Annotated in this window: 25 protein-coding genes and 1 pseudogene; 8 read left to right on the forward strand and 18 right to left on the reverse strand. The window is 60.6% G+C overall.

Going from position 1 to position 26,679, the window contains the following annotated elements:
* Nucleotides 1-60: 60 nt before the first annotated feature.
* The 4 genes from AC0L17_RS07045 to AC0L17_RS07060 form a co-directional block, all read right to left on the reverse strand.
* Complete coding sequence (locus AC0L17_RS07045) at nt 61-1,029, reverse strand: formylglycine-generating enzyme family protein (RefSeq protein ID WP_473515360.1); 969 nt, start codon at nt 1,027-1,029, stop codon at nt 61-63.
* Between the two features lie 17 nt (nt 1,030-1,046).
* A complete protein-coding gene (locus AC0L17_RS07050) occupies nt 1,047-2,054 on the reverse strand; it encodes an HAD family hydrolase (RefSeq protein ID WP_473515276.1) in 1,008 nt (335 codons plus the stop codon).
* 56 nt (nt 2,055-2,110) lie between these two features.
* The gene (locus tag AC0L17_RS07055; protein ID WP_473507686.1) at nt 2,111-2,710 is read right to left on the reverse strand and encodes a hypothetical protein; all 600 of its coding nucleotides are present in this window, start codon (nt 2,708-2,710) and stop codon (nt 2,111-2,113) included.
* 72 nt (nt 2,711-2,782) lie between these two features.
* A complete protein-coding gene (locus AC0L17_RS07060) occupies nt 2,783-4,420 on the reverse strand; it encodes an arylsulfatase (RefSeq protein WP_473515277.1) in 1,638 nt (545 codons plus the stop codon).
* A 589-nt stretch (nt 4,421-5,009) separates the two neighbouring features.
* On the opposite strand from AC0L17_RS07060, the pseudogene AC0L17_RS07065 reads away from it, so the two are divergent.
* Together AC0L17_RS07065 and AC0L17_RS07070 are read left to right on the forward strand one after the other, a co-directional pair.
* Nucleotides 5,010-5,338 (forward strand): annotated as a pseudogene (locus AC0L17_RS07065) (hypothetical protein); the annotation flags it as partial.
* 118 nt (nt 5,339-5,456) lie between these two features.
* Nucleotides 5,457-7,532: a mechanosensitive ion channel domain-containing protein gene (locus AC0L17_RS07070; protein WP_473515278.1), complete on the forward strand. Its 2,076-nt coding sequence runs from the start codon at nt 5,457-5,459 to the stop codon at nt 7,530-7,532.
* 385 nt (nt 7,533-7,917) lie between these two features.
* Here the strand turns inward: AC0L17_RS07070 and AC0L17_RS07075 are convergent, their stop codons facing one another.
* From AC0L17_RS07075 to AC0L17_RS07095, 5 genes are all read right to left on the reverse strand, one after another.
* Complete coding sequence (locus AC0L17_RS07075; RefSeq protein WP_473515279.1) at nt 7,918-9,474, reverse strand: DUF1254 domain-containing protein; 1,557 nt, start codon at nt 9,472-9,474, stop codon at nt 7,918-7,920.
* Nucleotides 9,475-10,157: 683 nt separating this feature from the next.
* A complete protein-coding gene (locus AC0L17_RS07080) occupies nt 10,158-12,107 on the reverse strand; it encodes a DUF3604 domain-containing protein (protein ID WP_473515280.1) in 1,950 nt (649 codons plus the stop codon).
* Between the two features lie 53 nt (nt 12,108-12,160).
* Nucleotides 12,161-13,276 carry a hypothetical protein gene (locus AC0L17_RS07085; protein WP_473515281.1) on the reverse strand — a complete coding sequence of 372 codons (1,116 nt, stop codon included), beginning with the start codon at nt 13,274-13,276 and terminating at the stop codon, nt 12,161-12,163.
* 21 nt (nt 13,277-13,297) lie between these two features.
* Nucleotides 13,298-14,245, reverse strand: a complete 948-nt coding sequence (locus AC0L17_RS07090) for a HupE/UreJ family protein (protein ID WP_473515361.1) — start codon at nt 14,243-14,245, stop codon at nt 13,298-13,300.
* Between the two features lie 89 nt (nt 14,246-14,334).
* Nucleotides 14,335-15,210 (reverse strand): peptidyl-prolyl cis-trans isomerase, encoded by an 876-nt coding sequence (locus AC0L17_RS07095; RefSeq protein WP_473515282.1) that lies wholly within the window; start codon nt 15,208-15,210, stop codon nt 14,335-14,337.
* Nucleotides 15,211-15,446: 236 nt separating this feature from the next.
* Here AC0L17_RS07095 and AC0L17_RS07100 point away from each other — a divergent pair, with 236 nt between their 5' ends.
* Nucleotides 15,447-15,575 carry a mechanosensitive ion channel domain-containing protein gene (locus AC0L17_RS07100; RefSeq protein ID WP_473515283.1) on the forward strand — a complete coding sequence of 43 codons (129 nt, stop codon included), beginning with the start codon at nt 15,447-15,449 and terminating at the stop codon, nt 15,573-15,575.
* A gap of 70 nt (nt 15,576-15,645) precedes the next feature.
* Here AC0L17_RS07100 and AC0L17_RS07105 read toward each other — a convergent pair whose 3' ends face one another.
* The 4 genes from AC0L17_RS07105 to AC0L17_RS07120 form a co-directional block, all read right to left on the reverse strand.
* Complete coding sequence (locus tag AC0L17_RS07105; protein WP_473515284.1) at nt 15,646-16,932, reverse strand: alpha/beta hydrolase; 1,287 nt, start codon at nt 16,930-16,932, stop codon at nt 15,646-15,648.
* A 55-nt stretch (nt 16,933-16,987) separates the two neighbouring features.
* Nucleotides 16,988-17,800, reverse strand: a complete 813-nt coding sequence (locus AC0L17_RS07110; protein WP_473515285.1) for a porin family protein — start codon at nt 17,798-17,800, stop codon at nt 16,988-16,990.
* A gap of 273 nt (nt 17,801-18,073) precedes the next feature.
* Nucleotides 18,074-18,379, reverse strand: coding sequence for a hypothetical protein (locus tag AC0L17_RS07115; protein WP_473515286.1), 306 nt, complete (start codon nt 18,377-18,379; stop codon nt 18,074-18,076).
* A 349-nt stretch (nt 18,380-18,728) separates the two neighbouring features.
* Nucleotides 18,729-19,049 (reverse strand): hypothetical protein, encoded by a 321-nt coding sequence (locus tag AC0L17_RS07120; protein WP_473515287.1) that lies wholly within the window; start codon nt 19,047-19,049, stop codon nt 18,729-18,731.
* Nucleotides 19,050-19,358: 309 nt separating this feature from the next.
* Here AC0L17_RS07120 and AC0L17_RS07125 point away from each other — a divergent pair, with 309 nt between their 5' ends.
* The 5 genes from AC0L17_RS07125 to AC0L17_RS07145 all read left to right on the forward strand — a co-directional run bounded on the left by AC0L17_RS07125 (nt 19,359) and on the right by AC0L17_RS07145 (nt 23,957).
* Entirely contained in the window at nt 19,359-20,465 is a 1,107-nt protein-coding gene (locus AC0L17_RS07125; RefSeq protein WP_473515288.1) for a hypothetical protein, read from the forward strand.
* A gap of 590 nt (nt 20,466-21,055) precedes the next feature.
* On the forward strand, nt 21,056-21,280 hold the full coding sequence (locus AC0L17_RS07130; protein WP_473515289.1) for a hypothetical protein: 225 nt from the start codon (nt 21,056-21,058) through the stop codon (nt 21,278-21,280).
* A gap of 621 nt (nt 21,281-21,901) precedes the next feature.
* Nucleotides 21,902-22,135 (forward strand): hypothetical protein, encoded by a 234-nt coding sequence (locus AC0L17_RS07135; protein WP_473515290.1) that lies wholly within the window; start codon nt 21,902-21,904, stop codon nt 22,133-22,135.
* A 118-nt stretch (nt 22,136-22,253) separates the two neighbouring features.
* Nucleotides 22,254-22,463, forward strand: coding sequence for a hypothetical protein (locus AC0L17_RS07140; RefSeq protein WP_023801824.1), 210 nt, complete (start codon nt 22,254-22,256; stop codon nt 22,461-22,463).
* A 336-nt stretch (nt 22,464-22,799) separates the two neighbouring features.
* On the forward strand, nt 22,800-23,957 hold the full coding sequence (locus AC0L17_RS07145; RefSeq protein WP_473515291.1) for a hypothetical protein: 1,158 nt from the start codon (nt 22,800-22,802) through the stop codon (nt 23,955-23,957).
* Here the strand turns inward: AC0L17_RS07145 and AC0L17_RS07150 are convergent.
* From AC0L17_RS07150 to AC0L17_RS07170, 5 genes are all read right to left on the reverse strand, one after another.
* Nucleotides 23,932-24,492, reverse strand: coding sequence for a hypothetical protein (locus tag AC0L17_RS07150; RefSeq protein WP_473515292.1), 561 nt, complete (start codon nt 24,490-24,492; stop codon nt 23,932-23,934). The genes AC0L17_RS07145 and AC0L17_RS07150 overlap by 26 nt on opposite strands.
* Nucleotides 24,468-25,061 (reverse strand): hypothetical protein, encoded by a 594-nt coding sequence (locus AC0L17_RS07155; protein ID WP_473515293.1) that lies wholly within the window; start codon nt 25,059-25,061, stop codon nt 24,468-24,470. The genes AC0L17_RS07150 and AC0L17_RS07155 overlap by 25 nt, the downstream gene beginning before the upstream one ends.
* Nucleotides 25,058-25,501: a hypothetical protein gene (locus tag AC0L17_RS07160; protein WP_473515294.1), complete on the reverse strand. Its 444-nt coding sequence runs from the start codon at nt 25,499-25,501 to the stop codon at nt 25,058-25,060. Before AC0L17_RS07160 ends, AC0L17_RS07155 begins: the two co-directional genes overlap by 4 nt.
* A gap of 348 nt (nt 25,502-25,849) precedes the next feature.
* Nucleotides 25,850-26,206: a VOC family protein gene (locus AC0L17_RS07165; protein WP_128184245.1), complete on the reverse strand. Its 357-nt coding sequence runs from the start codon at nt 26,204-26,206 to the stop codon at nt 25,850-25,852.
* A gap of 29 nt (nt 26,207-26,235) precedes the next feature.
* Nucleotides 26,236-26,634: an SRPBCC family protein gene (locus tag AC0L17_RS07170; protein WP_473515295.1), complete on the reverse strand. Its 399-nt coding sequence runs from the start codon at nt 26,632-26,634 to the stop codon at nt 26,236-26,238.
* Nucleotides 26,635-26,679: the final 45 nt, after the last annotated feature.

Below are 26,679 nucleotides of genomic sequence, written 5' to 3' on the forward strand. Positions count from 1 at the left end.
ATCCTCCCTGTCTGTCTCTGTTCCGGCAGGCTTTGCGCCGGGCGTTTTTGGCAGTGTTCGTCACGTTTTGCGTGCAATGCAGCGGAAACCTAAATGGCACGTCGACGTGTCGACGGGCTGCGCCATCCGCGCGGCCGGGCGGTAGCGCCGGCAATAGTTGGGCGCGCAAAGATGCGATCCGCCTTTCATCACCTTGCGCGGGATTCTGATCTGCGGCTGCCGTGGATCGAGGCTGTCGTCCCGTTTGGCACCGCGGGGGTTGTCAACCGTGCAGCACGGGCTGTCGATCTTGCCGTGTTCCTGGTACCAGTCCGTGGTCCACTGCCAGACATTGCCAGCCATGTCGTATAGGCCGTAGCCATTGGCGGCAAAGGAGGCGACGGGTGACGTCCCCTCGTAGCCGTCCTCGCAGAGATTCTGCCATGGGAACTCGCCTTGCCAAATATTGGCCATGTGTCGGCCATCGGGTGCCATTTCATCGCCCCAGACAAATTCGGCCGCGTCGAGCCCGCCACGCGCCGCGAATTCCCACTCGGCCTCGGTGGGCAATTCCTTGCCCGCCCACGATGCGTAGGCTTCGGCATCCTCAAAGTTCACATGCACGACCGGATGCTCGGCCAGCCGCTTGATCGAACTCGCCGGCCCGCGCGGATGGCGCCAATTGGCGCCGCGAACGTAGACCCACCAATTGTAGTGATCGCGAAGATCGACACGCTGTTTGGCCTTGCTGAACACCACCGACGACGGCGCCAGCATGTCCTGCTTCGCTCCGGGATAATCGTCGGGATTTACCGGACGTTCGGCCGAGGTGACGTAACCAGTTGCATCGACGAACCGAGCAAACTCGCGGTTGGTGACGGTGCAGGCGTCCATCCAGAAGCCGCCCACTGTCACCCTATGCGCCGGCGCCTCCTCGGGATAGTGCTTGTCCGATCCCATGAGGAATGTACCGCCGGGAATCCAGACCATGTTCAGGAATGGCTCTTCGACCTGTGTAGATTGAGCCTGGCGTTCCACAACTTGACGCATCGTCTTGCTCCGAATCCTTACTTCTCGAAGGCGAACACCCGGTTCCAATCCTTCTTCATATCGACAACCGTCCAACCAGAATCGGCTGCAGCGTCGAGGCCCTTGTCGAGGCGGCCGATGTGCGACTGGCGGTCGTAGGCCCATTCGCGCTCCGCGTCGGTGTGGTGCACGTAAAGGCAAAAGTGCGGGCCAGGTCCCGAGCATGTCCATTGCAGCATCTGCAAGTCGCCGTCCGAATTGCCAAACGCCGCGATTGGCCGGCGACCGATGTGCTGGTGGATGCCGACAGGCTTGCCCGCCTTGTCGTCAATGAAGTTGATTTCCGGCAACCGCATGAGCACCGGCGTTCCGTCGCGCATCTCAAACTTGGTCTTGCCACTGCTGCCGACGACCTGTTCGGGCGGTATACCGTAGACCTTCTCCGTCCAGGGACGCATGAAATCGATGCCGCCGCCGGAGACGATGAAAGTCTTGAAACCGTTGGCGCGAAGATACGCGAACAGCTCCAGCATCGGCTGGTAGACCATCTCGGTGTAGAGCCGGCCGCTCTTTGGGTGTTTGGCGGTGGTAATCCAGTCGCGAACGATCTGGTCGAATTCCACCGTTGTCATACCGGAGTGCGTGGTCATGACGATCTCCACGATCGCCGGCTCGCCGCCTGAGAGTGCAGCTTTCACGTCGCCCTTGAGCAACGAGGCAAAGGGCTCCTTGTCCTTCCACTCCGGATGCTGCGGGGCCATTGCCTTGACCCGATCGAGTGCGAACAGGAGTTGGAAGTACAGCGGCTGCTCGCCCCACAGCGTGCCGTCATTGTCGAAGACGGCGACGCGCTCTGCTTCGGGCACGAAGTCCGCCGCGCCTTCCGCAGTCACACGTTCGACAAACGCGACGATCGCCTGCTTGGACTGGACGTCATTCCAGGATGGTAACTGATCGGTGCCTTCTGCAGTGGCAGAGGCAGCGGCCCCCAGCAACAGGAGGATGGACACCAGGTACCGCTTCGCGGCGCAAGCAAGATTGGGCATAGCTTGATGTCTCCCGTAGGTCAGCGCCCATCAGGAGCGCCATCATCAAAAAGCGATCACTGGTAAGGGTGATCGCTCGGGTTCGTTGGGCCTGGCTCTTTCGCGGCAGCTGCCAAACCGGCTGACCGAGGTCCGTCGCGGCGTTCGAGCAGCAGCGTCCAGAGCCTGCCTTCGCCAAGGGCGACATTCAGTTCCCTGGACGCCAAATAGGGGATCAATATCAGCAGCATGATCAGGCTTGTCGCCAGCGTCTGAGGCAGCTTGGCGCCTCCGAACTCAGCGAGCGAGGCGGCGACCGATCGCCCATGAATCAAACCGACGACGACTTCCTCGATGACCGAGAGAACGAGAAGCAGGATCAGATAGAGCAAGGCCTTGTAGGCTATGACGTAGGCGATTCTTCCTCCTCCGCGCCGGTCGCCCAATCGAATCATCTGCCCGAGCATTATGAACTTCGCCAGGATCAGTGCCTTGATGGCCGCCAGGCCTGATGGCAGATAGCTGATGCCCTCCTCGCCAAGGATCGCTGCCTTGTAGAGAACGAGCGCACCAAAGCAGACGAATAGATACAAGGACAGGAGCGCGTACTCGCGCAGCTCGTTCTTTGCCCTCTGAGCAATGGTCTCGGTCGAAGGATTGTTGTTCGCGACTGCCATTGACCTGCTTCCGAGTTGGCTTGGAGGCCGCGCCTGCCGATAGTGCGAGCGCGGCCTATTCAAAGCGAAGACTCAGTGTCTGCCACCCTCCTGCAGTTTCGCCAGGACCTGGTCGAGCGCGAAGCTGCCGGGCCTCTGCCGCGGCGGGAATTCGACATAGGTCTGCAGGTGTTTGGCGACATAAGCCTGTGCCGGCACGAGCGCGAAGGCGTGCTCGACACGCCATCTGTCGTATTCCCCGGCGTCCGTCTGCGCCCGTTCGAACGGGTCGCCCTTGATGTCGAAAAGCTTCGGGAACCGCAGCGGAATCAGCGGGTTCTCCCACACGGCCAGTCCTTCCTCGCGCTGCTCGAGGAAGACCATCTTCCAACGTTCGTAACGCAAGCCGGCGAGATTGCCGTCATCGGTCCAGTAGAAGTATTCGTGGCGCTTGCCTTCGCCTTCGCCGGCCAACACGTCGCGTTGGTTGTAGCCGTCCAGATGCACCTTGAACGTCTTGCCGGCCGCTTCGTATCCGTTCAACAGCTTGGCCGTCACGTCTGGTTCGCCTGCGGCTGCGACCAGCGTCGGCACGAAATCTTCGTGTGACGTTATGTGATTGATTTCGGTTCCGGGCTTGATGACGCCCGGCCAGCGCATCATGCACGGCACGCGGTAGCCACCTTCCCAGTTTGTGTTCTTCTCGCCTTTGAAAGGCGTGGTGCCGCCGTCCGGCCACGAGAAAACCTCCGCGCCGTTGTCGGTCGTCCAAAGGACGATGGTGTTGTCGGCGATGCCGAGGTCATCGAGCTTGCCCAAAAGCTGGCCAACCATGCCGTCCATCTCCACCATGGCGTCCGCATAGATGCCCAAGCCGGTCTTGCCCTTCGAGGCCTCCTTGAGAAACGTGTAGATGTGGGTCCGGGTCGAATTGAACCAGCAGAAGAACGGCTTCCCGTCGGCGTTCGAGCGGTCGATGAAGTTGAGCGCGCTGCCGAGGAACTCTTCGTCTACAGTTTCCATGCGCTTCTTCGTCAGCGGACCGGTGTCCTCGATCTCCTGTTTACCCACCCGCCCGAAGCGCGGATCTTCGGTAGGATCGTCGGTTGCACTGGCCTTGCATTTCATCACGCCGCGTGGACCGAACTTGGCCTTGAACTCGGGGTTCTTCGGGTAGTCGGGATGCTCAGGCTCGTCCTCGGCATTGAGGTGATAGAGATTGCCGAAAAACTCATCGAAGCCGTGAACGGTGGGCAGATGCTCGTTGCGGTCGCCGAGATGGTTCTTGCCGAATTGCCCGGTAACATAGCCCTGCGGCTTGAGCAGTTCCGCAAGTGTCGGGTCTTTCTCCGACAGCCCTTCCTTGGCACCCGGCAGGCCTACCTTCAGCAGGCCGGTGCGGAAGCAGGATTGGCCGGTAATGAATGCGGCGCGCCCGGCTGTGCAGGACTGCTGGGCATAGTGGTCGGTGAAGATCGCGCCCTCTTTGGCGATCCGATCGATGTTCGGCGTGCGATAGCCCATCATGCCCCGGTTGTAGGCGCTGAGGTTCCAATAACCGACGTCATCGCCGAAAATGACGAGGATGTTGGGTTTTGTGCCGGCTGCTTGAGCTATCGCGCTCGTGGCTATTCCGGATGCGACAGCCGAAATGGCAAGCACAGATCCTCCGGTCAGCAAAATGTCGCGCCGGTTCGGTTGTCGGTCTGGATTCGCCTGCTTGTCACTCATCTGACGTCCTCCTTTGACTGCACCGCTTTTCCAGGATGACCCGAGTTTTCGGTTCCCTGGCATGCTCCGCGTTCTATCGACGAGACGAAACTGGTGGCAGGACGCTTCAGACATGCCCCCGACAAAATCGCCCTTCGTGAGGTTCGCCTATTGCCGCTCGGGGCGGAAGGTAATTAACGGTAACCTACGGACGGAATCCGCTCGGTTGCATCGAAAGCGGGCTATCCAGGATACGGTCTAGCTCGACGGGACAAATGAGAGTAGGGAGATCCAATTCCCGGCGCCGATATACCGCGCAATGGCCTTGGGTCGGATCGGGAAGACATTGCGGGTTCTTTGAGGACCGCTGCCACAAGCGTGTCAATCCTCGGCCATCGGCGGATACAGCTTCACCAAACAACAGTCCGACTGCGTAACTTACATACTGATACTGGCATCATCAAAAAGACTATGCGCATTCTAGCGCATAAGGGATGGCGCTATGGCAGCAAATGGCAAAACTCGTGGCAGGGAGCTGTGATATTCGGCGGCAAGCGACGCCTGCCGCATGCCGAATTTGCGATCCGCAAATGAGGCATTCCGCGACAGTAGGGTGTGGACGGTCGACACCGACTTTTCCTTCAGTGAAGCCACGGGCGCAGCCTGGGTGGATGCCATGGCCGGTCTTCGTGGAAACTATTCGGTCAGGCCCGAGGTCGACCGGTGGGGCTCGTCGGCGCCGGCGAAGCCGACATCGACTGGGATGTCGCCGGGGCGGTCGGCTATCGTTTCAACGATCGCATCTCATCGGTCATCGGGTACCGGGCACTGGGCGTCGACTACAGCAACGACGACGGTTTCCTCGATGTCGTGCAGCAAGGTCCGATTCTGGGACTCGTTGTCCGGTTTTATGGGCACAAAGAGTCCGATGGATTTTGACTGCGCCCTTAGCTTGCAGCCACTCTGCCCGGAGACGTAGCATGCAGCCAGAACAGGGCCCATAAAAGGGGCGAGGAGCCAATATGTGCAGCTGCGGCATTCAAAACTCGAGGCACTCATGAATTACAAGCTACGGCTCGGGTTCTTGCCAGTTATCGTCGTGCTCTTGCTAGCGCTCTTGCAAGGAACTTCGCTAGCCCAACAGCCCTCCCCCGACCTTCCGCCCGAAAAGGCAAAGCAGTTCCTCGAGCTTTTGTCCGATCCGCAACTAAAGGCATGGCTCGAGGGAAAGATTCCAGCGGCCACGGACGAGCCCGGCCTGTCCATTTCCGAGGACATCTTGAGCGTGGAGACGGGTATTCGTGCCCGTATCGGTGCGCTCGGCGCCGCGATCCCGCGCCTGCCGGAAGAATTTTCGCGCGCCGCCGAAATTGTCTCGCGTGACGTGAACTCCGGCAGGCCAGGGCTGGTCATGGGCATCCTGGCGGTCCTGATCGCGGTCGGTTTCGGAGCCGAGTGGGCGGTGCGACGAGCGCTCGCCAGGACGAGGAGCGCGGTTGCTCAGGAAGACGCCGGACAAGCGATCCTCTTCGAGACTGTCGCCCTGCTGACTTTTGCGCTCGCCAGCGCCGGTTCGTTCTTGGCACTCGGATGGCCACCCTTGCTCCGCAGGATCATTCTGACCCTGCTTCTTGCGTTCATCGCGTTCCGTGTCGTTCGCGCGGCAGCCCGATTGCTGTTTGCGTTCGGCGGTGCGACGAGCGATCCCTCGGACAGGCCGACTCCGCTTTTCGAAAGCGAGGCTTCGACCCGTTTCTGGCGGTGGCGAGTCAGCCTTGTGGCCGGGTTCCTGTTGTTCGGCTGGGCGATCGCCAGCCTCATGCCTAGCCTGGGCTTCTCTCAAGAGGCTGCAGAGCTCGCCGCCTTCCTGTTCGGGCTTGGCATTCTGGCGACCGCAATCGACGTCGTCTGGCAACGGCCCGACGGGCGAGGCTCCCTGGTCAAGCAATGGTTTCTCACATTGTTCCTGATCGTGCTCTGGATGGCTTGGGTCGCCGGCCTGCTCGGCGTCCTGTGGCTTGGGATTTTCGCCCTGGTGCTGCCGACAGCCTTGCGCGGAGTCGGCGCCGCGGCACAGGCTTTCGCCGGCAGGTCGGAGCGCAGCGGCGCGATGGGCGTCGCAGTCAACGTGCTCATTGTCAGGGGCGCCAGGGCGGCGGTCATTGCCGCGGCGGTCGCATGGCTCACCCATATCTGGCGGATCAGGGCTGCGAGCCTCGCCGGCAGCGAAACCGGCGGCTTCCTGATAACCGGGCTGCTCCACGGCATCATCATTTTGCTGATCGCTGACCTGCTCTGGCAACTGTCGAAGGCCTTGATCGAATATCGCATGAACCTTGCGCAGGCGGATGGGAGCAGCGCCGACCAGCTGGCCCGCAGCGGCCGGCTGCGCACGCTGTTGCCGATATTCCGCAACGCCCTTGCCTTGTTCATAGCCGCGGTCACCGTGCTGACGGTCCTCGCCGGGCTCGGCGTGAAGATACTCCCGCTGATTGCCGGCGCCGGCATCTTCGGCATTGCCATCGGCTTCGGCTCGCAGACCCTGGTCAAGGACGTGCTGAGCGGCGTCTTCTACATGATGGACGACGCCTTCCGGGTCGGTGAATACATCCAGAGCGGCAGCTACAAAGGCACGGTCGAATCCTTCAGCCTGCGTTCGGTGCGTCTGCGTCATCATCGCGGCCCCGTCTATACCGTCCCGTTCGGTGAGCTCGGGGCGGTCCAGAACATGAGCAGGGATTGGGTGCTCGACAAGATGATGATCAACGTTACCTACGATTCCGACGTGGATCTGGCGCGCAAGCTCATCAAGAAGATCGGCCAGGAACTGGCAGCCGATCCTGAATTTGCGGCCGACACGATCGAACCGCTCAAGATGCAGGGCATCGACAGTTTCGGGGACTATGCGATCGTTCTGAGGATGAAGTTGATGACGAAGCCCGGGACCCAATTCGGCATCAAGCGGCGCGCACTCATGATGATCAAGGCGGCATTCGCGGAAAACGGTATCAAGATCGCGGTTCCCACCGTTCACGTCGAGGGTGGCGGGGAGACTGCCGCCGCTGCTCATCAGGCAAACCAAACCCTGAAAAAGAGCAAGGCCGCCTTGGAGGCGGTGAGCGACACGCCATAGAGCTGCGCGGTCCTGTCCACGTCATCCGAACTCGGCCTGCCCTCTCTGAGAAAGGCATCGATGCGAGCATTCACCACGGGTCAGAGCCTTCGTGTGGATCGGATCGCTGCTCGGATTTCATTATACCCATGGGGTCGCTCCACGCCCGCTACATGAACATTGAATCAAAGCGCTCAATGCTCCAGAACGCTGCGATCGTCCCGATGACATAGGCTCAGGCGACAACCGCCTGCCGCGGCAATTCATAAACGCGCTGGACTAGATGAATGGCGACCAGCACGACGGCAATAAATATCAGCTGGCCAAGTTCGACGCCGACGTTGAAATGAGAAGAGCGCCAGCGGGACCATGGGATCCGCGCCCCATGGCCAACCGTATCCACTTGTCACGGGACGAGTTCGATCTCGCCGGGCTTCCAGGTCTTGTCGAACCATGGTTGCAGCGGACCATAGAGGCGAAGAAGAACGTTCCAGCCCTTGCCGGGGACTGTCTGGATCCAGTTGGCCTCATGGCCTTCCGGCGCCGTCGGGCCGAACCAGACATCGACCGAGGAGTCCGCGTTGATCACAATGTCTTTCTTGTCGCTGCCGATGCTGGGGAATTGCTGGTCCGTCTGCAGCATCGAACGCGTCTGATTGTCATACAAGACGAACGACCAGAAATTCTTTGCCGGAATGTTTGGCGGCAGATGCACCTTATAGGTCCTGCCGCCATCGAACGGCTTGCCGTCCTTGTCGGTCGTGGCGCCTGCGTACTGCGAACCGATGCCGACGCGCTTTATCGCCATGGCCGGCGTGATGCCCGTCGCATAGTAGTGGAACAGGACACGGGCATCCAGATAGCGCACGCCGGGCTGCAGAAGAAACTCGTAGCTGCCGCCGACAAAGCCGGTGAACCAGGCACTGTCCGGATAGTAGTAGGCGTCCTTCATACGAGTCTTGAAGGTAATGGTGCGCGCTGTCGCATTGCCGACGGCCACGGCTTCGGTGAGGATCTTTTTCATCCGCTCGTCCGGCGCGAAGGGTTTGCCTTTTACGATGCCGATGGCGGCGAGTTGTCCCAGCACTTCCGGGTGATAGGCCTCATTCGGCTCGTACTGGACGATGTTGTTCACTTCCTCGTAGAAATGGAAATCATTGGCATGGATGGTGTTGTACTCCTTGCCAGACGTATTAATGATTTTCATTGGCGGCGGATTGCCGACGTCCGAAAGAGGATACACTTTGGCGAATTTCCTGGTGTTTTCGACCGCAGTTGCGGTGCTGCCGTTCTCGAGGAAGCCACGCCAGAAGAACAGGTTTCCGTAGGTCGACGTCCGCAATACGAAATAACCTTCGGGGACCTCGCCCTCATAGCCTGGCGGCAAGAGCAGGTATTTTCCACCCTTGCCCTTGTCCGGACCGGCATTGCCGACATCGCCAACATATTGGAACCAGTGATTGTCGATCATGCCCAGGATATTGGGCGGCGTCTCGATGACCAGCGGACCGGCCTTGGTGTCCAGCCACATCAGATTGTAGATGCTTTCGGTGTTGCCGGTCAGGTACAACGAATGCGAGTCCATAAGGTTTTCGAAGATCAGAATGGTCTGATTGTTGTCGGCGCCCTGCTTTGCCAGTCCGACTCGCAGGGCTTCAACCGATGCGCCGGGCATCGCGTTGAGGAAGGCGTCGACGCCGCGCATGAAGTCGAGATTGTCGTAAAGCTTCTCCGAAGTGGCGTCATCCGGGAAGCCGTCGAAAAAGTTCAGCTTGCCAAGCCTGGTGTCCAAACTCTCCGGCGTGATGATCGAATCCGGTATCGGCGTCGTCATCTTCATCTTCGGCGCTTCGGCGGAAGCGGTGCTCATGCCGATCAGTACCGCCGCGGCGGTGGCGCAAAGCAGTCTCGTCGTGCGTGCAGCGGTCGCAGTAGAGCCGGCCAATTTCAGGTAGTGTTTCATGGCTTTTCATCCTTCACAGTGGTTCAGGCCGCGGGGCGGCCGGTCTTCTCATTTTTTCGGGAACAGAAGCGTCCGGTCCATCAACCGACGGATCGGGAACCGACGCGCTGCGCTGAAAATGCTTTTCTTGCGTTTTGGCCGATACTCGCTGGCATTGCGCCACGTTATTCAAAGCAACTTAGGCTCGGCATTCGTGCCGTGCCAGCCGCAGTATGTAAATTACGTGGACCAACCCGTAATTGACGAAAAAACGAGGCGCGGGCGGTCGAAAACCTCAACACGCGAGGTACTGTGATCCGGGCGGATGCCTCCGCAGTAAGGAAGTTCAAACCCCTGCGCGGAAAGACTGTCGTGCCCAAGTCCACCGGATCGCCAACGGCATACCGGGTGGCCCTCGTTCCCAAGGCCAGCGCAGGAGCGCGCGTTTGCCTTGGGAAAGCGGTCGAGCGATTTCCTAACTATGCGACTGCCTGGGGCTTGCTGGCTCAGCGGCTCGATCGCGGACTTGATCCGACTCGGCGCGAATGAAATGAGCGCCAGAACAATGAGCCAGACCGGCAACACAACAATCAGGCAGGTCGTTTTGAGGAAGGAGCTTGTCGCATGTTTGAGCCTTCCTGTCTTGGCAGGCGGCGCACGATCCGCCTGCCCCAACAACAGCCAAGCAAAATCCGGCGTTTCCTTTAGCCCGCCGGATTGTACCAGATCGGCGAGGTGTACGCGCGCTCCTGCATCTCCATCGTCGCTTCCGGTGGCATCTTTACGCCGAAATATTTGGCGTCATAGGCCGTCCAACGCGGCGTCGGGATTTCCAGCACGCGGCCGTAATAGAACGCCCGCTGGGCCGGATCGAACTCGGGATCAACCCAGACGGCGACCAGTTCCGGCGCGCCTATCGTGTTGGTCCAGATGGCATTGGCGACATCGACAGTGCTCCCGACCGAAGGCACCTTGCCGCCCGGCTTGCGGTCGCCCGACCACGCAACGTCATAGACCTTTTCCTGCACTTCGCCCGCAGCATTGAGCCATCCCTTGACGATCTGGTAGCGATCGAGGTTTGCGCCGATCGGATCCTTCAGCGCTGCAACCAGGAAGGTCGGCGCCTTGCCTTCCGGCGCGGCAGTGAGATCGCCGCCCATCGGCACGCCCTTGGTATAGCCGATGAAGGCGGGGCTGCGGGTATTGGCGTCGGCTTCAACGAAATCGAAGCCGCCGAAGAGCCGCACCAGCATCCGCGATCCGGTTGTGGCATAAGTCTCCCGGCGTGCCATCGCGTCGAAGATCGCCTCGCGGGTGTTCTCGGTCGCCCAGACCGCCGCGTAGCCGGAAGCGGTCTGCTCCCAGCCCATAATGGTCGCCTTCTCGGTCTTGACGAACGGGTGCGTGGCGCGGGCCGGCCCCGGCTCGCTGCTGGATGTCTTGCCGAAAAAATTGTCCTCCTCGACGGCAGCAAGCCCGGTATGCGCGTCGGTCGAGCCGACCATGCCGAACTTGTAGGGGTTCACCCCGAGTTCCTGCTCCAGCTTGAGCCCGTTCTTCAGGGCCGAGCGCGCATATTCGAACTCCAACATATCGGGCGTCTTTACGACGGTCAGGTCGAGATTGCCCTTGTCCCAGCGCTCGAAGTTGGCGAATTCGTCATTTGGCGACAGGAAGGGGTGCGTTTCGCCGTCGCCCTTGATCTGTGTCGCCTCGTAGAGACGCTCCCACTTGGCGCGCGTCTCCGCATATTCGCGGTCTATTGGCTTGTCGACGCCCGGCTCGATCATCGGGAACATGCGGCCATTGGAAAGGTTGCCATTATGGGCGATGGCGAGCACGTCGCCGCCGGTTTTCTCCTCATAGGCCGCCATCCACTTCCACAGGTCGCGCGGATTATCGCTGCCCGGTGCGAGCACGGTGAAAGGCACGATCTGGCGGGCGAGATCGCCATTGTCGCGGAAAATGACGTTGCGATGCAGGTTGTTGCCGCTCGTGTTGGAGGTCCACTCGTAGCCAATGACCGCCGTGAAGCGGCCTGGATCGTTCGCCTCCTCCGCCGCGTCGATTGTCTCCTGCCATGCCGAGCGATAGGGGGCGGAGTCGGGAGAATAAAGCAGCGGCCCGGTGAGCTCCCCTGCACCGAAAGCAGTGATGAGCTCGATCGCGGCAGCGGCGCCCTGGCCGGACTGGATCATGTCGTACCACCGTCGTCCCTTGGGGTCCGCCACGATATCAGGCTTGCCGGCCAACAGGTCGTTGAAGAAGCCCATATTGTCGGAATGGTCGGTGACGACCAGGAAATCGAGCGGCCGCGACAGTTTCACCAATTGCCCAGACGAAGCCATCACCTCCTCACCTTTGCCGAAGCGATAGGCATCGCGCGGTCCAAGGCGCGCACCGAAGGCGCCGGCATCGAAGGAGAAGGATGTGTGGGTGTGGGTGTCGCCGAACAGCGGCCGGGTCGGGAAGTTGCGCCCGGCCCAGGGAGAATAGGGCCGTTTGGCCGGATAGAGCTGGTCGGCGGTTCCCTTGTCCAAGGAACCGGAATCCAGCAGGGTATCCTGCGCCGCAGCGGGCAGCGCGCCTGTCAGGCTTGCTGTTCCAAGAGCGGCGACCGAAACAAACTGCAAAAGTCCGAACGTTCTCATCATAGTCCTCCTCCAACTGTGGTGCATGCCCAAGCCATTATTCCCTGGAAAACCGGTCATCGGAGACCACCGGACCGCGTGAACACGGCCTTGGAACTCTCGCCTTGATCAGCGCTTGAAAGGTACAGAGCGATCGCGAAATGCGATGCTTCGTCCAGGCCAACGCCGGCATTCAGAATTTCACGCAGCCGGGGCACGAAACGAACCACTTTCCAATCGAACAGGTCATTTGCGACATTCCCGGCAAGCTCGGGTTGATGCGCGAGCAGGCGACCGTAAGCTTCGATGATCGCGGACCGCAGTTCGACTGCCCCGCCCGTCCCCTGCACCGACAATGCTTTCACGATTTCGAGCAGCTCAGCATGACTTCGGCCCGGCTCGACAAAGTATTCTTCCGCGAGCCGCGTCACCCCGTCCGCGCCCGTCATCTCGATGAGCGCAGTGGCATAGGCACCGAGATTGATTGTCAGCCCGTACTCCGCCGCGGTCTTCAGTTTTCCGCGAACGAATGCGATGTCGTCCGGGCGGTCCGACATGCCGAGCATGAGGATGTAGAGCCCATGCCATTCGACGTGAAACAAGTCGTTGACGATTCGATAGATGTCGTCACGCGCAACTCTTGTTTTGAGTTCGCGCAGCGTTGCGTAGGGCGCGCGCGCGACCTCGAGGAAGGCCAGTTCGGCGAGCCTGCGATCTTCGTGCCGCAGGTAAGTGGCGAAGAACACCGCGCGTTCGGCCAGCGTCTTCGAGCGCTTGTCCCATCGCGCCACCTGGCGCATTACACTTTGATACTCGCGCCCCGCCAGGCCAAGCGCCCTCCAGGCCCCGCCGGGACCGTTCTGGACAAGAATAACCTGGAGAGCCGGATACAGCTGGAGGGCGCGGGCCGTCGTCGAATCGAGGAACAGAGGGATGGCGCTGCCGTCATAGCGTCCCTTGAATGTCTCCAGCACTGCGTAGGAGAAAGGTCTTGCCGGATTCTCGCGCGCGAGGACCGCCGTGCCGCTCCCGACAACCTGGTCGGCATTCGTCACCTTGGGATAGGGCATACAGAGCGCACAAGCATGCGCCGGCGTCGCGGTCAGCAGGAACGCCGCGACAATCATGCACATCAGCGATGCCGGTGCTGCGCTTGTCAGCCCGGTTCGCCGATCCCTGCGCGAGGTGTTCATATGCCGCCCTTCCCGACAATCTCAAAAGGTCGCCACACGTTCGATCACCCAGAACATTGCAATCGTGCCGATAGCGTATGGCGGCACGAGATCCAGCCAGGCCGGCAGCGATCGCCTGCGAACCCCCAGTGCGACCAGCGCAAGCACGGCTCCGACAAAAAGAAGCTGTCCGATTTCAACGCCGAGGTTGAAGAACAGCAGCGCGACCGGAATCTGCCCGGCCGGCAGTCCGATCTCGCCAAGGGCGCCGGCAAAACCGAAGCCATGGAGAAGCCCGAAAGCAAATGCTACCAGCCAGGGTGCTCGAGCGGCTAAACTTCTGCGCCCCTGCCGTACGTGGACGATCTCGACCGCGATGAACGCGATCGACAACGCGATTACCGCCTCGACCGGCGGCGAGGGTACGTTAACAAAGCCGAGCGTCGCCAGCGCGAGCGTGATGCTGTGCGCGACGGTGAAGGCGGTGATCGTCTTGACGAGCCGCCACGAGCCCGCGGTGATGATGAGCAGGGCAAGCACGAAAAGCAGATGATCGAAGCCTGACAGAATGTGCTCGACGCCAAGTTTGAAATAAGCGGCGGCCGTAAACCAGCGGCTTGGAGTTGCAGGAATCGTCGCTTCCGGGGCGCCGGGCGTCAGCCGCTCGATCCACACGTCGCCGCTGGCGAACTCGACGCGCACCAGCGCATCGGTCATCGTGTTTTGCAGCCCGTCAATCGATACCACCTGGCCTTCCAACGGCTCGACCGCGCGCATCTGCCAGGTCTGCACCATTGCGTCGCCAGTCGGGCGCGAGACGACCGGCGTGAGGTTCTCGACCTTGCCCGAGAATGCTGCCGACAGCGCCAGTCGCGCGTCACCCTGCATCGGTGTCTTGAACAGCACGCTGAACTCGTTCGGCGCCCCTTCCTGAACGCTGAGGTAGGCTGGGCGCACCTCGTGCGCCGAGGCAACCTCCGAGAACAGCATGGCGATGGCCGCTGTCAGCACAACCAGCCGAACGCACTGCGTCGCGGCGCGGGAACCTCGGACGAGTGCAGGCCATTTGGTCGGCGGGTTCATTGCGTGGCCACTTTCGGTGCGGGCTCGGGCCCCAATACCGCATTCGTGGTGTCGTCCAACTCGACGCCATACTTGTTGCGCAGCGCGATCAGATAATCGCGGCTCAACTCGGTCTGCTTCGCAGAGCGCCACTCAGAAAGGACCGCATCCCTGACCGTCTCGAAGGGCTTCAGCGCCGTCGCTGTACGCTGCGTGACGAGCACCAGATGAAAGCCGTAGCCGGATTTCATCGGCCCCTGCCATCCGCCGGCTTCGAGTGCAAACACCGCGCGCGCAAAATCGGCACCGAACATTCCGGACAGCGCCAACGCGTCGGTATCGGCGAAGCTGTCGCCGAACAGCAGCCGGTCGCCCGCGGTCGAACCGTCCTCTGTATTCGCTGACAGCGCACCCAGCGCGGCGGTCGCGTCCGCCGCGGCATCCTTGCGATGCTCCGGGTTGAAGTAGACCTGCCTGAACGAGAGTTTTCCGGGCGTCTCGAAGTGTGCAGAGTTGGCGGCATGGAACTGCCGCAGTTCCGCTTCGGTCGGCTCGGCAAGCTGGGCCGTGTCCTCGACAAGGAATTTCAGCTTTTGCGCCAGGCGGCGGCGGATTATGGTGTCGTCCTGCTCAAGGCCCATCTCCTGCGCTTCGCGCGCCATCACTTTCTCATTCAGCAGATCGTCGACAAGACCCTTGAGCTCATCGGCGGTTGGCTCACGCAGCCATTGGCTCGACCAGGTCTGCTTGAGCCAGCGCACGTCGCCTTCACCGATCCGGATCGGCTCGGCGGCTGTGGCTTCGATACGCCTGTCGTTCAGCCAGGAAAAGCCGCCAAACAGGATCGCACCGATGACGGCAAAATGCAGCAGAGGCTCCCTGAGCAATATCATACGCTTTCCTGCGCCCCCTGCTGTCGCATCCATGGTTCGGTCCAAGACGACAGCATCTCGCATCAGAGCCATTCGAGTGTGATACTTCGAAGACTACTTCTTTCGCTCCTGCATGGATGGTAGGCCCCAAAGATCCGGGGCGGAATGTAATTTACGTGGGCAAGCACGTAACAGGGCAACAACAAAGCCGCTGCTGAGCGTGTGAGGAGTCGTGCCAAAATTACGGTGAGCATCGATTGCGAGCCGATCACGTCGCACGACGATGCTCTCGCTCCGGCGAATTCATCAAAACATCCGGCACCAAAGGGACCGTGGAGAAGATTTCGATACGATCAGTGACACTGTGCAATTCGAGCGGTCCCTAGCACAGTTTTGCCGAGCCACTTAGAGCCGGAGACGAACCTCTAAATTACGCCGCGCAGGCCAACCGAGGGGCTACCTCTTGCAATCTTTTGTGGCGGAGCCAAAGCATTTCTTGCCAGCACCCGATTTCTGGCTGGCCTGGGAACCCGTCAAGGCGCCGATGTGGTTGCCTAAATTTTCTCTGCTGTTTTGATCGACAGCTGCAACAGGTGCCGCAATCACCAACCCTGCCGCGCTGCCCGCCGCTGCCGCCACACCGGTCGTTGCGTGAATGATGGTGTCGCCCAGGCCTATCCTGTTGTCGGTCAACGTCTGGCCGCCGGCCATACGCGCCCCGATCAGTTGCACGACCTGCGGTGACGAGGCGAACTTGCCGTGATGCAAAGGATCGCCGGATTTGACTTTCGTCAGATCGATGACGGTTATGTTGTTGCTGGCGAGATCTTCCTTGTATGGAGCTTGTTCCGGATCGATCGATCCGAGCCGGGGAATATCGCCCCAGACCCGTCGCGAAACTTTGAGCGCGCGATCGTCCTGCGAGACAAAGAGGGTGAACTGCGGGTGCTGTTTGCCCATGTCGGCAATCTGAGTGCGAAACACGTCGACGTCGACGTCAGGCGCGGCCAGCATGACGTTCTTGAACTTCGCCGGAAGGCCGCCATTGCGGATGGCCATCTGGCGCAAGCCTTCCAGCGCAAGCCAGTTGCCCATCGAATGGGCGAGGATCGAAACTTCCTTTATCTGGGGATCGCGTGCAAGGTATTGGAACAGCAGTTCAAGCGCATTTCGCGTGTAGTTGGTGCTTTCACGATCGTAGCCATACGCCAGCGCACTGCCTCGGGAGGGCCAGGTGACCAGGATCGGGACGCTCTGCGTGTCCGTGTCCTTTGCGATCTGCGCAAAACGATAGACCGCGTCTTCAAAGCGATTGTTGAATCCGTGAATAAAGACGAGGACACTGTGATCCGGGCTCTTCCTGACCGAGGCGCTAAGCCACCCCTTCGCTGTCTCGAGCGTCAATTCCTGGGCCTGCACGACGGCGAAATCAGTCGCCGGGTTTGATGGCAGCTTCTTGGGCCATGCGACCTCTCCAACCTTGCGGACGGATGGCGGAGGGATCGAAACCGTAATTTCGGCGAACGAGGGGGCTAGCCCGCGCTCGCCCGTATACATTTGTGCCGGATTGGAGGACCGACTGCGTGTCGTTGTGACCAGCATCTCCACCTTGCTGGAGGAAGGCGAGGTGTCGGCCACGGGCAGCAGCACATTCGTCGGACGGGACGCGCACCCCCACAGCAGGCCAACCAACGCCGATGCCAACAAGACGTTGCTGATACGCCCGACTTTGGACGGGCTCACGAAACAGTTCCCCAAACTCTTCTCCCGTTCGAAGCCGTCCCAGGCTCAGATATAATCAGAACCGAAACCTGGCGCCGATGATTGGTCCCTGCATTGCTATGTCAAACACAAATCGGTCGTCGTCGTAGTCTACGGCAAGGTAGCGATAGCCCGCTTCCAGCGTGACCCAATCACTGTACCGGTATTGAAGCGTGCCCTGCACTTGCCAATCGATGTCGGCGCCAAGGCCGAAGCCACCGACATCCGCCTCGCCGTGGAGCCCGAAACCGTTGCCGAGAGCAACATCGCCGGCCACACCAATAATGGGGTCGACCCAGGTCTTGCTGCCGCTGGCCTCCCTTACGGCGAGAGGGCCAGTAACGGTCAGATCCGCATCGAGGTGCCAAAGCCGTCCGCCGGCCAGAACGTCCAGGGTCGCGGTGCCATTGTCGACGACCCGATAGGAGCCGCCGACGGTCCACACCACCGTGTCCACGTTCGCTTCGGCCGAAAAAAGAGCCAATGGGCCGGGCGACGTGCCATCGGCCTCGAGTCCCAGGTAGATGAAGTCGGTGAAAAGAGCGTAGCGGCCATTGCGCGCCTCACCGGCAAGCATGACCGGCGGGGGAGACCAATCGATGTGGTCGAAAATCTGGCCGAAATCGACGTCGATATCGACCGGCGACAGGCCCCTGACGCCGACCCTGCCCTTCATGCCTGCCATCCAGAAATAGGGTTTTGCGGCGAAGGTCCAGGCCGGCGCGGCTTCAGCAGGCACGGGGGCGGCTTCAGGAAGTTGCGTCGCAGCGTCCGCAGCGATCGCCGGCACCGCAAACAGCGCTGCCGCTGTTCCCGCCGAAGCCAACACGAGAGCTCGGATGATTCCCATATCGAAGTCCCCTCTAATTCCGTCGTCTACTTTATGTCCGATGCGATCGCGCCCGCAGTGACAACCTATATCTATTCGCGCCGCTCAGCTAATGGATATCGGTTTCCGATCGTCTTTCATGTCGACAGCGGTTCATTTTGTTGCTGTCACGGACGGACAGTGCCGGGCCTACTTCGGGAACAGCAGGCTGATTCCCGTGCGGAATCCGAAGCTGTCGGGGCTTACCGCCCAACACCGCACGCAGGTCGATTGCCATTCCAAGCCAGCCTCGGCTCAGTTCTGGCGTGGCGGCCAAGGAATGACGTGCGGTTTCCGGGCGGCATCCGCGTGCAGCACGGCTCCGACCTCCCCAACCAACCGATCCACCAGTTCCTGCCATTCGGCTCGTCTAGTCTCGCGCAATGCCGGCGGGACCATGTCGATCCTCAAGAGTGCGAGCTCCGCCTCAGCAAGTTCCTCGCAAATATCCTGAAAACCCTCACTTCGGCCCATCAGCCGATGGATCGCCAACTCAAATTGCGGGAACCGACGCACCGCCGCCGAGACCGCTCTTTGTCTATCAGCCGGTTCGTCGTCCATCCTCATGGCGCAGATTCGTGTTTTTCCCTGGACCACCGTAACCTATCGCATGGAGGCGGCTGCGGAATGTAAGTTACGTGGGCAACAGGGTAATTTCTGGACATCTCGTAGCGAGTCGATCGGCGCCAAGCCCTATAAAATCGCAAATTCCAACTCCGCTGTCGGTGAGGTCGCCTGCCTATCGATCCGTTGCCATCCGCCGGCGCTTTGCGCGAACCGTCCCCGTCGCCCAGCGTTATCCGTTCAGACTACTGGGAGTATTGCAAGAACAGGCTCGCGGATATAAATTACGCACCAGAGGTAACCGGCGAAAAATGAAATATAACTGGGGAGTAGTCACCCCAGAACGTCAGGTGAGGGAACCAAGGTGATCCGGGCCGAACCAGCCACAGGGAGGGAGCATAGGCTCGCCCCAGAGGATTGCCGTGCCCAGCTTGCCCGGATCCTCAACAGCGCGGACTTCGATGCAACCGGTCGCGAGCGCCGCTTCCTCAGCCATGTGGTGGAGGAGACGCTGGCGGGTCGCGGTGATCGTATCAAGGCCTATTCGATCGCAGTCGAAGTGTTCGGCCGTGACATGTCCTTCGACCCGCAGACGGATCCGATTGTCCGCATCGAGGCCGGCCACCTCCGGCGCGGGCTCGAGCGATACTACCTGACTGCCGGACACGACGATCCTATTCTCATCACGATCGCGAAAGGCGGTTACGTTCCAACGTTCTCGGTGCGATCGCCCCTCGAGACCATCGAGCCGGACTTGCCTGTCGACCGAGCGGAGAAAGTCCCGCCCCCTGCTCGATGGATGAAGGCATCTTGGCTGACGGTGGCTCTTGCGGCAATCGTCGCGGCATTGGCTGTTCTGGCATTGGGATTGGCGAGGAGCGACGTTCGCCCGACTTCGCCTGAGATCCCGCGACTGCTGGTCGAGACGTTTGACGACCTTTCAGGAACGGAAGCCTCCAGGGCCATCGCCAGTGGATTGAGGCAGGAAGTCGTCAGCCAGCTTTCCAAATTTAGGGATATCGTGGTCGTGGAGTCGGCCGCAAAGGGGGAGGATCCATCGATCTCGCCGGCACGATTTGTCCTGGCCGGAAGCGTGAACCTGTCGACCGATGCCTTCCGGCTTCGGGTCCGGCTGCTCAACCGGGCGGACAACTCGGTTCTGTGGGCAGAAAGCTATGATGGCGGGCTGAAAGTGGCGCAGCTTATGGAGGTCCAGACGGACATCGCGCGTAATGTGTCATCGAGCCTGGCCCAGGCATATGGCGTCATCTTCCAGGCAGACGCCAATCTCCACGTCGTCAATCCGCCCGACGATTGGGCCGCCTACTCTTGCACGCTTTCTTTTTACGCATATCGGGTCGGTGTCGATGCAGAAAGCCGGTCATCGGTACGCGCGTGCCTTGAGAAGGCGGTGGACCGCTTTCCGACCTACGCCACGGCCTGGGGTCTTCTCTCGCTGATCTACATAGATGATTACCGATTCGAGTTTTCAGGCGACCCGGCAGAGTCCGCCGCTGCGCTCGAACGCGCCTTGGCGGCTGCAAGGCGATCTGTGGGGCTTGACCCTGTCAACATCCGGGGCCGCCAGGCGGAAATGGTTGCGCTCTATTTCCACAAGGAGATCGATGCCGCATTGAAAGTGGGCAAGCAGACTTTGACCATCAACCCGAACGACACCGAGTTTATGGGCGAATATGGAGAGCGCCTGGCGGTTTCTGGAAATTGGCATGACGGATGCCAGTTGATAGCGGAGGCGCGTCAGAAGAACCCGGGGTCAGGCTACTATGACGTGGATCTGGCCCTTTGCTCCTATTTCAGCGGGGATTATACGCAGGCAGCCATGTGGATCAACAAATCGCCATTTCCGTCGAATCCGATCTATCATCTGCTTGCCGCTGCCGTTTTCGGCGAGGGAGGATACAAAATCGCGGCTGATCGCGAGGTCGCATGGCTGAACCAAAATCAACCTGATTTGGTGAAGAACATGCGCCAGGTGGTTTCGGCGCGGCTGGCCCGTTCGCAAGATGTCGAGTTTTTCCTCGGCTCGCTAAGGAAAGCGGGCCTTGGCATCGAAGGCGACTAAGAAGTCAGCGGCGCCCGCCCCTCACCTGCCCTGCGTCGAAGCCGGCATCAAAAACAACGAGATCTGGATGGACGGAAGTGTTCGTTCGAATGATGCTATTGCGTTGACTTGAGCGCAGGTTTTGCTCAGCCAGCACAGCGCCTCCTCTTAAGCACGCTGGCGGTCTTGGCCCGGCGGCCTGCTGACAGTCCCCCAATAGAGCTGCCGGGCCACTCGAACTTGCTCAATGGAAGGCGCGGACTTTCAGGATTAGAACCAACAAGCACATCAGCGGCATCATCTTTGGCGAGGTGCTGCATCATTGAGCACTTGCCAATGAAGGATAATGGCTGAAAACGCAAAAAAAGCCCCGCCGCTCCTTTTGCGAAGCGGCGGGGCCCCCCACTCGCCCCCCATTGATGCCCACGCAATTGCGGTGCCAGACGTGTTGACCCATTGCGGCGCACCTTTTGATGCCGGGACAGCCTGTTCGCAGTTGAGAGGGGCTGTATCGAGCGGGTCGATGGCGTATCGACTTTTTTGCCGCAAAAGGTTTCGCGCCGGAACGCTTGCTCTTCTGGATGGTTGGTTGGGATGCAGGAGATGCAGGCGTGGCCAAGAAGCTGTCAATCGCCGAAACGTTGCGACGAACCTCTGACCAACTGAAGAGGATCCGGAAACACGTCGCCAATGGCGGTCATGTGGACCAGATGCAAGAGGTCGACGCCTTGGTGGGCCTCGCCAAAGAAGTGGCCGACCGGCAGCTGGCCGGGTATGAAAGCCCGGCGGATGAAAACGATGGCTCTGTGCAAGACGATGACGATGCAAAGGACTGAGCGTTGTCGACCGGCTCCTGACATTCCGCGATAACGGAATTACTTGATTTGCCAAGATCGGTACTATCCAGCGGTGGCGGACCCCCCAATCCGCCTGGCCGGCGCCGTCAAGCGTTCTTACCCCACGCCCCCCAAGCGGCGCCGGCCGCTCGGCTGCGCACCATCGTGTCCGGCCCCGAGGGCATGCCAGGAGCCGCGCGGGTTTGACGGGTTTTTTCTGCAACTTGCGGCGATCTGTACAGGCGCCACGCAATCGGCAGATTCCCATCGCTCTCGGCGGCCTTTAATACCCGATCTGCGATATCGCAGCGGATAATGGGATCGTCCGCTATATAATCCATTGGATTCTGTGGATTCTGTTTGAAAAACATCTCCGGCCCCGCGCTTGGCGCTGAGAATGCTCAACGGTTACCGCTTTGAACAGTCGTCAAATGACGACCACAGACGGATTTATACGCCATCCCACGAAGGCCACGTTGGCGTAATTGCGTGGAGGCGAGACGCGGATCCTGCCGGTGGTCGGTGCAACAGAAGCTTGCAGCCGGGAACAACCACTCAACGGTTCGCGTTTGTGCAAAGGCCCGCTTCTTTTGCACGGGCAGCGAGCCTCGAAGGTTCGCAATGCCGCACCGGCGCTTCAATCGCACCCGCCTCAGCCCTCACGATCTGGCTATTTGCGAACGCGTGTACGATCAGGTTTGCGCAGATGAACACATCGACCCTTTGAGCCGGGATGCCGAAGCCTTGGCGGTGTTGATTGTCGCAATCTTCCGAAACATTACGACCAGTGAGCGCGAACTGCTGGAGGAGGTCAGGTCGCTTCGTCGTTCAAAGGGCGCAGAACAGGCGCGCTAGCTTGGCGGCTTTCCCTGACGAATCGTTCCAGTCCCGCTTTGGCACAGCCGGATTGGCATCGTAATTGCCTTTTGAGTCTCGCCAGAGTGTAGCCACAGCGCTTGCGAAGGAGATGGAAATGGGTTTGGCCGAAGACCTGTCTGATGTTGCCCTCACATTCGCTTGTCCGGATTGCTCGCATCCGGCGGTAAGGAAGGGCTCTGCGCTGAAAACGATCGCCCACTTCAGATGCGACGGGTGCAACGCCAAGGTGCGGATCACTTATCCGCAGAAACTGGCGATCTTCGAAAAGCACAAGCTATTGACTGCGCACGGGGCATGGCAATAACTCAACGCTGCTTATGCGGTTAAGAGCCAGGTTCGACTTCCCTGTGATTCCAAAGGGTTTTGGCGAATTGATGAATTGATTTGGAAGTTGATAGGGATTCCCGATCGCCCGGAAACAACTTGGCCGAGCATGGCTGCGCCATGAGCTTATTTGACGGAGGCCGAACGCCATGGTTGAACCGCAGCTCCCATCGCCTGCAAGGACCTACGATCGTATTCAACTCCAGGTGGTTTGAATTTGACCACGGCAATTGAGGATATTTTTCGGCCGCTTGCATTAACCGCGCGGTTGCTTGTCCAGTGTTGGCCGCAGCTATTGCTTGTCGGCTGCCTGGGCATGATCGCTCGTGGTCTGCTGCTTCAGGGCGCTGTGACGATCGGCCTGCAATTCCCGCTGGGCGGAATGGTCATGCTGTCGCTGGTGGTACTCGCCAAGCTGACGGTGCTGGTCATGATGTTCGTGGTGCTCCGGCCGCATATGCCGGCGGTGGCGGCACTGAGGCAAAAAGCCAAAAAGGCAGTCGACGAAACAAGGCGCGAGCCGGTCCTGGCGATTACCGCTGCTGCGATCCTGCCGTTCTTCGCCTATTATGCCGCCTGGGGTTTTCTTGGCGATACGGTTCGCGAATATTCGCGCATGGCGCTCGCCCAGGCCGATTTCGGCAAGAGCGTCGACATCTTCGCCATTCTTCAGTCAAGCGGCGTGGCACTGTCGATCGTCATATGCTGGCTGGTGCGTTTTGCCGCCAAGCGACTGAATGCGCGGGCGTCTCACCCCTACTGGCGGCTGCTGATCGTGGCGACGGACGCAACCTGGGTCTTCATCGGCCTCTACGCGCTCGGCGTATGGAAGGACCAGTTCATCCGCTGGCTTGGCGCAGGCGCCGCTCTGCAACAGCTCAGCTTCGATTTGCTTGCGCCGGTAAGTCAGGCGGCCGCGGCCGGCCAGTTTGTTCCCGTGGAATTCCGGCCGCTTCCCTTCAGCGAGCAGCTTCAGAATCTATTCTTTTTCGCTTTGTTGCCGATTGTCTGGCTGGTGATGGCAGCGATCATCAACGGCTATGAGCTTTCCGCGCCGGCCGCTTCCGGTCCTGCGCCATCCCAAGCGACCTCCTGGCAGAAGTGGCTGAAGGATTTCGCGTCTCACTTCGTTGGCGGTTACCGCAGCCGCTATTCGCCGGTCTGGACTTGCGTCAAGCTGACGCTCAGTGCCGGCTTGGCCACGCTTGTCACCTTCGTCATCGCCTATCAGGCCGTCTCATGGGCCGGCGCCTGGACATGGTATGGCCTGACAAGGCTGATCGGAGCGCACGATCTCGGGACCTGGCAGGTCTTCGCCGATGCCATCAGCCTGTTCATCGGCAGCCCAAGCGAACTCGACGGAGGAATCCTGTTCGACGCGGTCCGGGTCGCGCTGCTTGCAGCCGTGCTCGAGACCGCGGTCGCCATGGCTGGCGCAGACAATGGCGTCAGGTCCGCGGCTCGCCGACGCTGAGATAACTCGGCAGCGCCGAGTAGAGGGCGATCGACAGCCTGAGGCCGCTCGCCGCAGGTGGGATCGAAAAACTGGCAGCCATCCGTGCCGGTTTGCCGGGCTCCGTCGCCGCGAATGCCATGCCGCCGCACAGGGACCGTTGCTCGGCCTCCGGATACTGCTTCCTGACCACCGGATCGGCAAACAGGGTTGGCCGCCATTCGCGACCGCTGCCATCGGAAAGCCGCACCTCGCATGGAACCGAGCCGAGCGCTTTCGGGTCAGCAGCGAGAGCTTCGAATTCGGCAAGCACGACGGCGCTGCCCGCGCTGCCTGCCAGTCTGGTGAAGCGTGTCACGGTCCAACTGGCGCCGGCATAATCGATCGGCTGTCCCAGGCTCGCAGATAGCGGCCGGCGCACATGTTGGGAGCGCCAGTCCTTGATGCTTCCCCACGTCTGCACGGCCAGCGCGGCAGGCAGTGCGACCACCAGCGCCATCATGCTCAGCCAGTAGCCTCGGCGCGTTGACGTCACCTTTGCGGGAGAACTGTCCATGGCGGCATTTCTTCGTTGCGGCGTATGGTGATTGCCGGCTCGATGTCTTTGCCGGAAACAGTCGTGGCGATGCGGATCTCGTCGTCGAGCGGCAGCAATTTTGTGGGTGCGACCACGACGGTCCCGCCGGCGACGGCATGCTCCGGCACTTCGAACACCAGAAGGACGCGGCGTGGCAGCCCGGGCTGGTAGACATCGCCCGGCATCATTTCGATCGTCGCCCACAGGCGGTCGGTCAGGACATAACGGATGCCGCTACGGCTCAGCCACTCGCCCGATGTGAGACCCAGGGTTTTGAATTTTGCCTCGGCCTCGCCTTCGACCACAACCCATACGCCGGAACTCGTGTAGGTCTTTGACTTGCCGAAGGTCTCGACGTTGAGCACACGCGCCACCCTGGCGCTGTCCAGCGAAAGCGCGAAGGCGCGGGCCTGCACACGCTTGTTCATGCCGCCCGAAGCGACGATCGGCGATGTAATGTCGCTGTACAGCGGGCGCGTGTGCTGCATGCCGTAGAGCACGGCGGCAGCCAACAGCAGCGTCAGCGCCGAACGCAGCATGCGCATCATGGCGCCTTCTCCACCGGCAGTTCGACCGTCGCAACCGGATCACGGTCGAACCACCCGCTTGCGCCGTAGACATTGTCGCGCAACTTGTAGATCTGGCCGGTGACGGTGATCGTCACCTTGTCGGGCACGGGCACACCGGCCGGCCACTCCCAGGCCATGGTCAGGCGTTCCGGCATGTTGGGATTGAAATATCCCGCCAGATACTTGTCACGATCGAGATAAGCCGTTGGCATCGGCAGCTTTTGCGCCGGCGCGCTGAGCGTGACGACGCGATGGAGCACGTTGTTGGGGGTGGCGGAACGGTTCACCAAATCCATATCCACCATCACAAGCTGCACCGGCCGCGATGGGGGAATGCCTGTCGGCGGCACGGTTCCGACACGTGCCGTTCGCAAGGTCACAAACCAGCGACCGGCATCGATTTGCTGGCCTGCCTGCACAACCGGCACCTTTGGCGGATGGGCAGCTTCGTAGAGCGTCATTGAAAACGAGATTGCCGATGCGGCCAGCCCGCCCAGGCCTGCGATCAAAAAAGCATACAGCCTTTGCCGTATTGTCGTTCGTGTCGGTTCCGTCATGCGCCGTGCGGTATGCGATGGTCCTCAGGCCAGCCTTATACGATGCGAGATCAATTTGTTACAACAGCAGCGGCAGGCATCTCCAAAGCGGTTCAGCGCGGGGGCACCAGCCGCGCAACCGGATCCTTGGTGGCTCGCCCGGTCAGTGTTCAAACTCCGCTCCTGGCGCGATAGAGGCGCCGGGCTCGGCTCGGCGCCCCCTCACCTTCTTCACTTGTCCGACCACACGGCCAGCTCGTAGCCGTCCGGATCGGAGAAGTGGAAGCGGCGGCCGCCCGGGAAGGAATAGGCGGGCTCGACGATCTTTCCGCCGGCTTCCTCGACATGGCGCTGGGTCTCGTCGAGCTTGTCGGCATAAAGGATCACCAGCGGCCCGCCTGCCGCCTTGCCCTGGCCACCGAGAGCGAAGCCGCCGGTCAGGCGGCCGTCGTTGAACTCGCAATAGCTCGGCCCGTAGTCCTTGAAGGACCAGCCGAAGGCCTTTCCATAGAAGTCGCGCGAGCGCGCGATGTCGCCGACGGAAAACTCGACATAATCGATGCGCTTGTCGTTGCTGGATTTGGCCATGATCTTCTCCTTTCGCGGTTTTTGGGTGCTCACCGTTCGAGCATTGTCTTCAGGCTGTTGAGGTCGCGCTGCACGGCCTCGGCGTCGGCAGCGAATATCTCCTCCGTCATGTCCGGCGTCCTCAACAGCACGAACATGACCTCCGCGCCGGTCCCGTTGGCAACCACGCGCACCGCATTGCGGGTTTCCTTGTCATCGGCAAAGACGTTGTGATCGAGGACACCGTATTCGTTCGGCCGGGAGAAGCGGATGCGGATGAGCCGGCCGTCGGGGTCCTCCGCGGTCCATTCCTCGCCCGATCTTTCGAAGCGCCTGCCGAGGCCTGCCGCCCAGCGCTGGAAATTCTCAGGGATGGAGGCGAAGTCATAGACTTCGCGCCAGTCCCGGTCGATGGACACGGTGATGATGCGGGATTTGTAGAGCGTCATATCTGCCTCCTTTCAACGAAGGCAGACTAGGCCGCGTTGGCGGTG

The organism is Mesorhizobium sp. WSM4829, assembly GCF_055811475.1.

Excerpts from the sequence above, each read along its gene's own strand:
- AC0L17_RS07045 (WP_473515360.1), bottom strand. The coding sequence starts at position 1,029 with ATGCGTCAAGTTGTGGAACGCCAGGCTCAATCTACACAGGTCGAAGAG.
- AC0L17_RS07050 (WP_473515276.1), bottom strand. The coding sequence starts at position 2,054 with ATGCCCAATCTTGCTTGCGCCGCGAAGCGGTACCTGGTGTCCATCCTC.
- AC0L17_RS07055 (WP_473507686.1), bottom strand. The coding sequence starts at position 2,710 with ATGGCAGTCGCGAACAACAATCCTTCGACCGAGACCATTGCTCAGAGG.
- AC0L17_RS07060 (WP_473515277.1), bottom strand. The coding sequence starts at position 4,420 with ATGAGTGACAAGCAGGCGAATCCAGACCGACAACCGAACCGGCGCGAC.
- AC0L17_RS07070 (WP_473515278.1), top strand. The coding sequence starts at position 5,457 with ATGAATTACAAGCTACGGCTCGGGTTCTTGCCAGTTATCGTCGTGCTC.
- AC0L17_RS07075 (WP_473515279.1), bottom strand. The coding sequence starts at position 9,474 with ATGAAACACTACCTGAAATTGGCCGGCTCTACTGCGACCGCTGCACGC.
- AC0L17_RS07080 (WP_473515280.1), bottom strand. The coding sequence starts at position 12,107 with ATGATGAGAACGTTCGGACTTTTGCAGTTTGTTTCGGTCGCCGCTCTT.
- AC0L17_RS07085 (WP_473515281.1), bottom strand. The coding sequence starts at position 13,276 with ATGAACACCTCGCGCAGGGATCGGCGAACCGGGCTGACAAGCGCAGCA.
- AC0L17_RS07090 (WP_473515361.1), bottom strand. The coding sequence starts at position 14,245 with ATGCTGTTCTCGGAGGTTGCCTCGGCGCACGAGGTGCGCCCAGCCTAC.
- AC0L17_RS07095 (WP_473515282.1), bottom strand. The coding sequence starts at position 15,210 with ATGATATTGCTCAGGGAGCCTCTGCTGCATTTTGCCGTCATCGGTGCG.
- AC0L17_RS07110 (WP_473515285.1), bottom strand. The coding sequence starts at position 17,800 with ATGGGAATCATCCGAGCTCTCGTGTTGGCTTCGGCGGGAACAGCGGCA.
- AC0L17_RS07115 (WP_473515286.1), bottom strand. The coding sequence starts at position 18,379 with ATGGACGACGAACCGGCTGATAGACAAAGAGCGGTCTCGGCGGCGGTG.
- AC0L17_RS07135 (WP_473515290.1), top strand. The coding sequence starts at position 21,902 with ATGCCGCACCGGCGCTTCAATCGCACCCGCCTCAGCCCTCACGATCTG.
- AC0L17_RS07140 (WP_023801824.1), top strand. The coding sequence starts at position 22,254 with ATGGGTTTGGCCGAAGACCTGTCTGATGTTGCCCTCACATTCGCTTGT.
- AC0L17_RS07145 (WP_473515291.1), top strand. The coding sequence starts at position 22,800 with ATGATCGCTCGTGGTCTGCTGCTTCAGGGCGCTGTGACGATCGGCCTG.
- AC0L17_RS07150 (WP_473515292.1), bottom strand. The coding sequence starts at position 24,492 with ATGGACAGTTCTCCCGCAAAGGTGACGTCAACGCGCCGAGGCTACTGG.
- AC0L17_RS07155 (WP_473515293.1), bottom strand. The coding sequence starts at position 25,061 with ATGATGCGCATGCTGCGTTCGGCGCTGACGCTGCTGTTGGCTGCCGCC.
- AC0L17_RS07165 (WP_128184245.1), bottom strand. The coding sequence starts at position 26,206 with ATGGCCAAATCCAGCAACGACAAGCGCATCGATTATGTCGAGTTTTCC.
- AC0L17_RS07170 (WP_473515295.1), bottom strand. The coding sequence starts at position 26,634 with ATGACGCTCTACAAATCCCGCATCATCACCGTGTCCATCGACCGGGAC.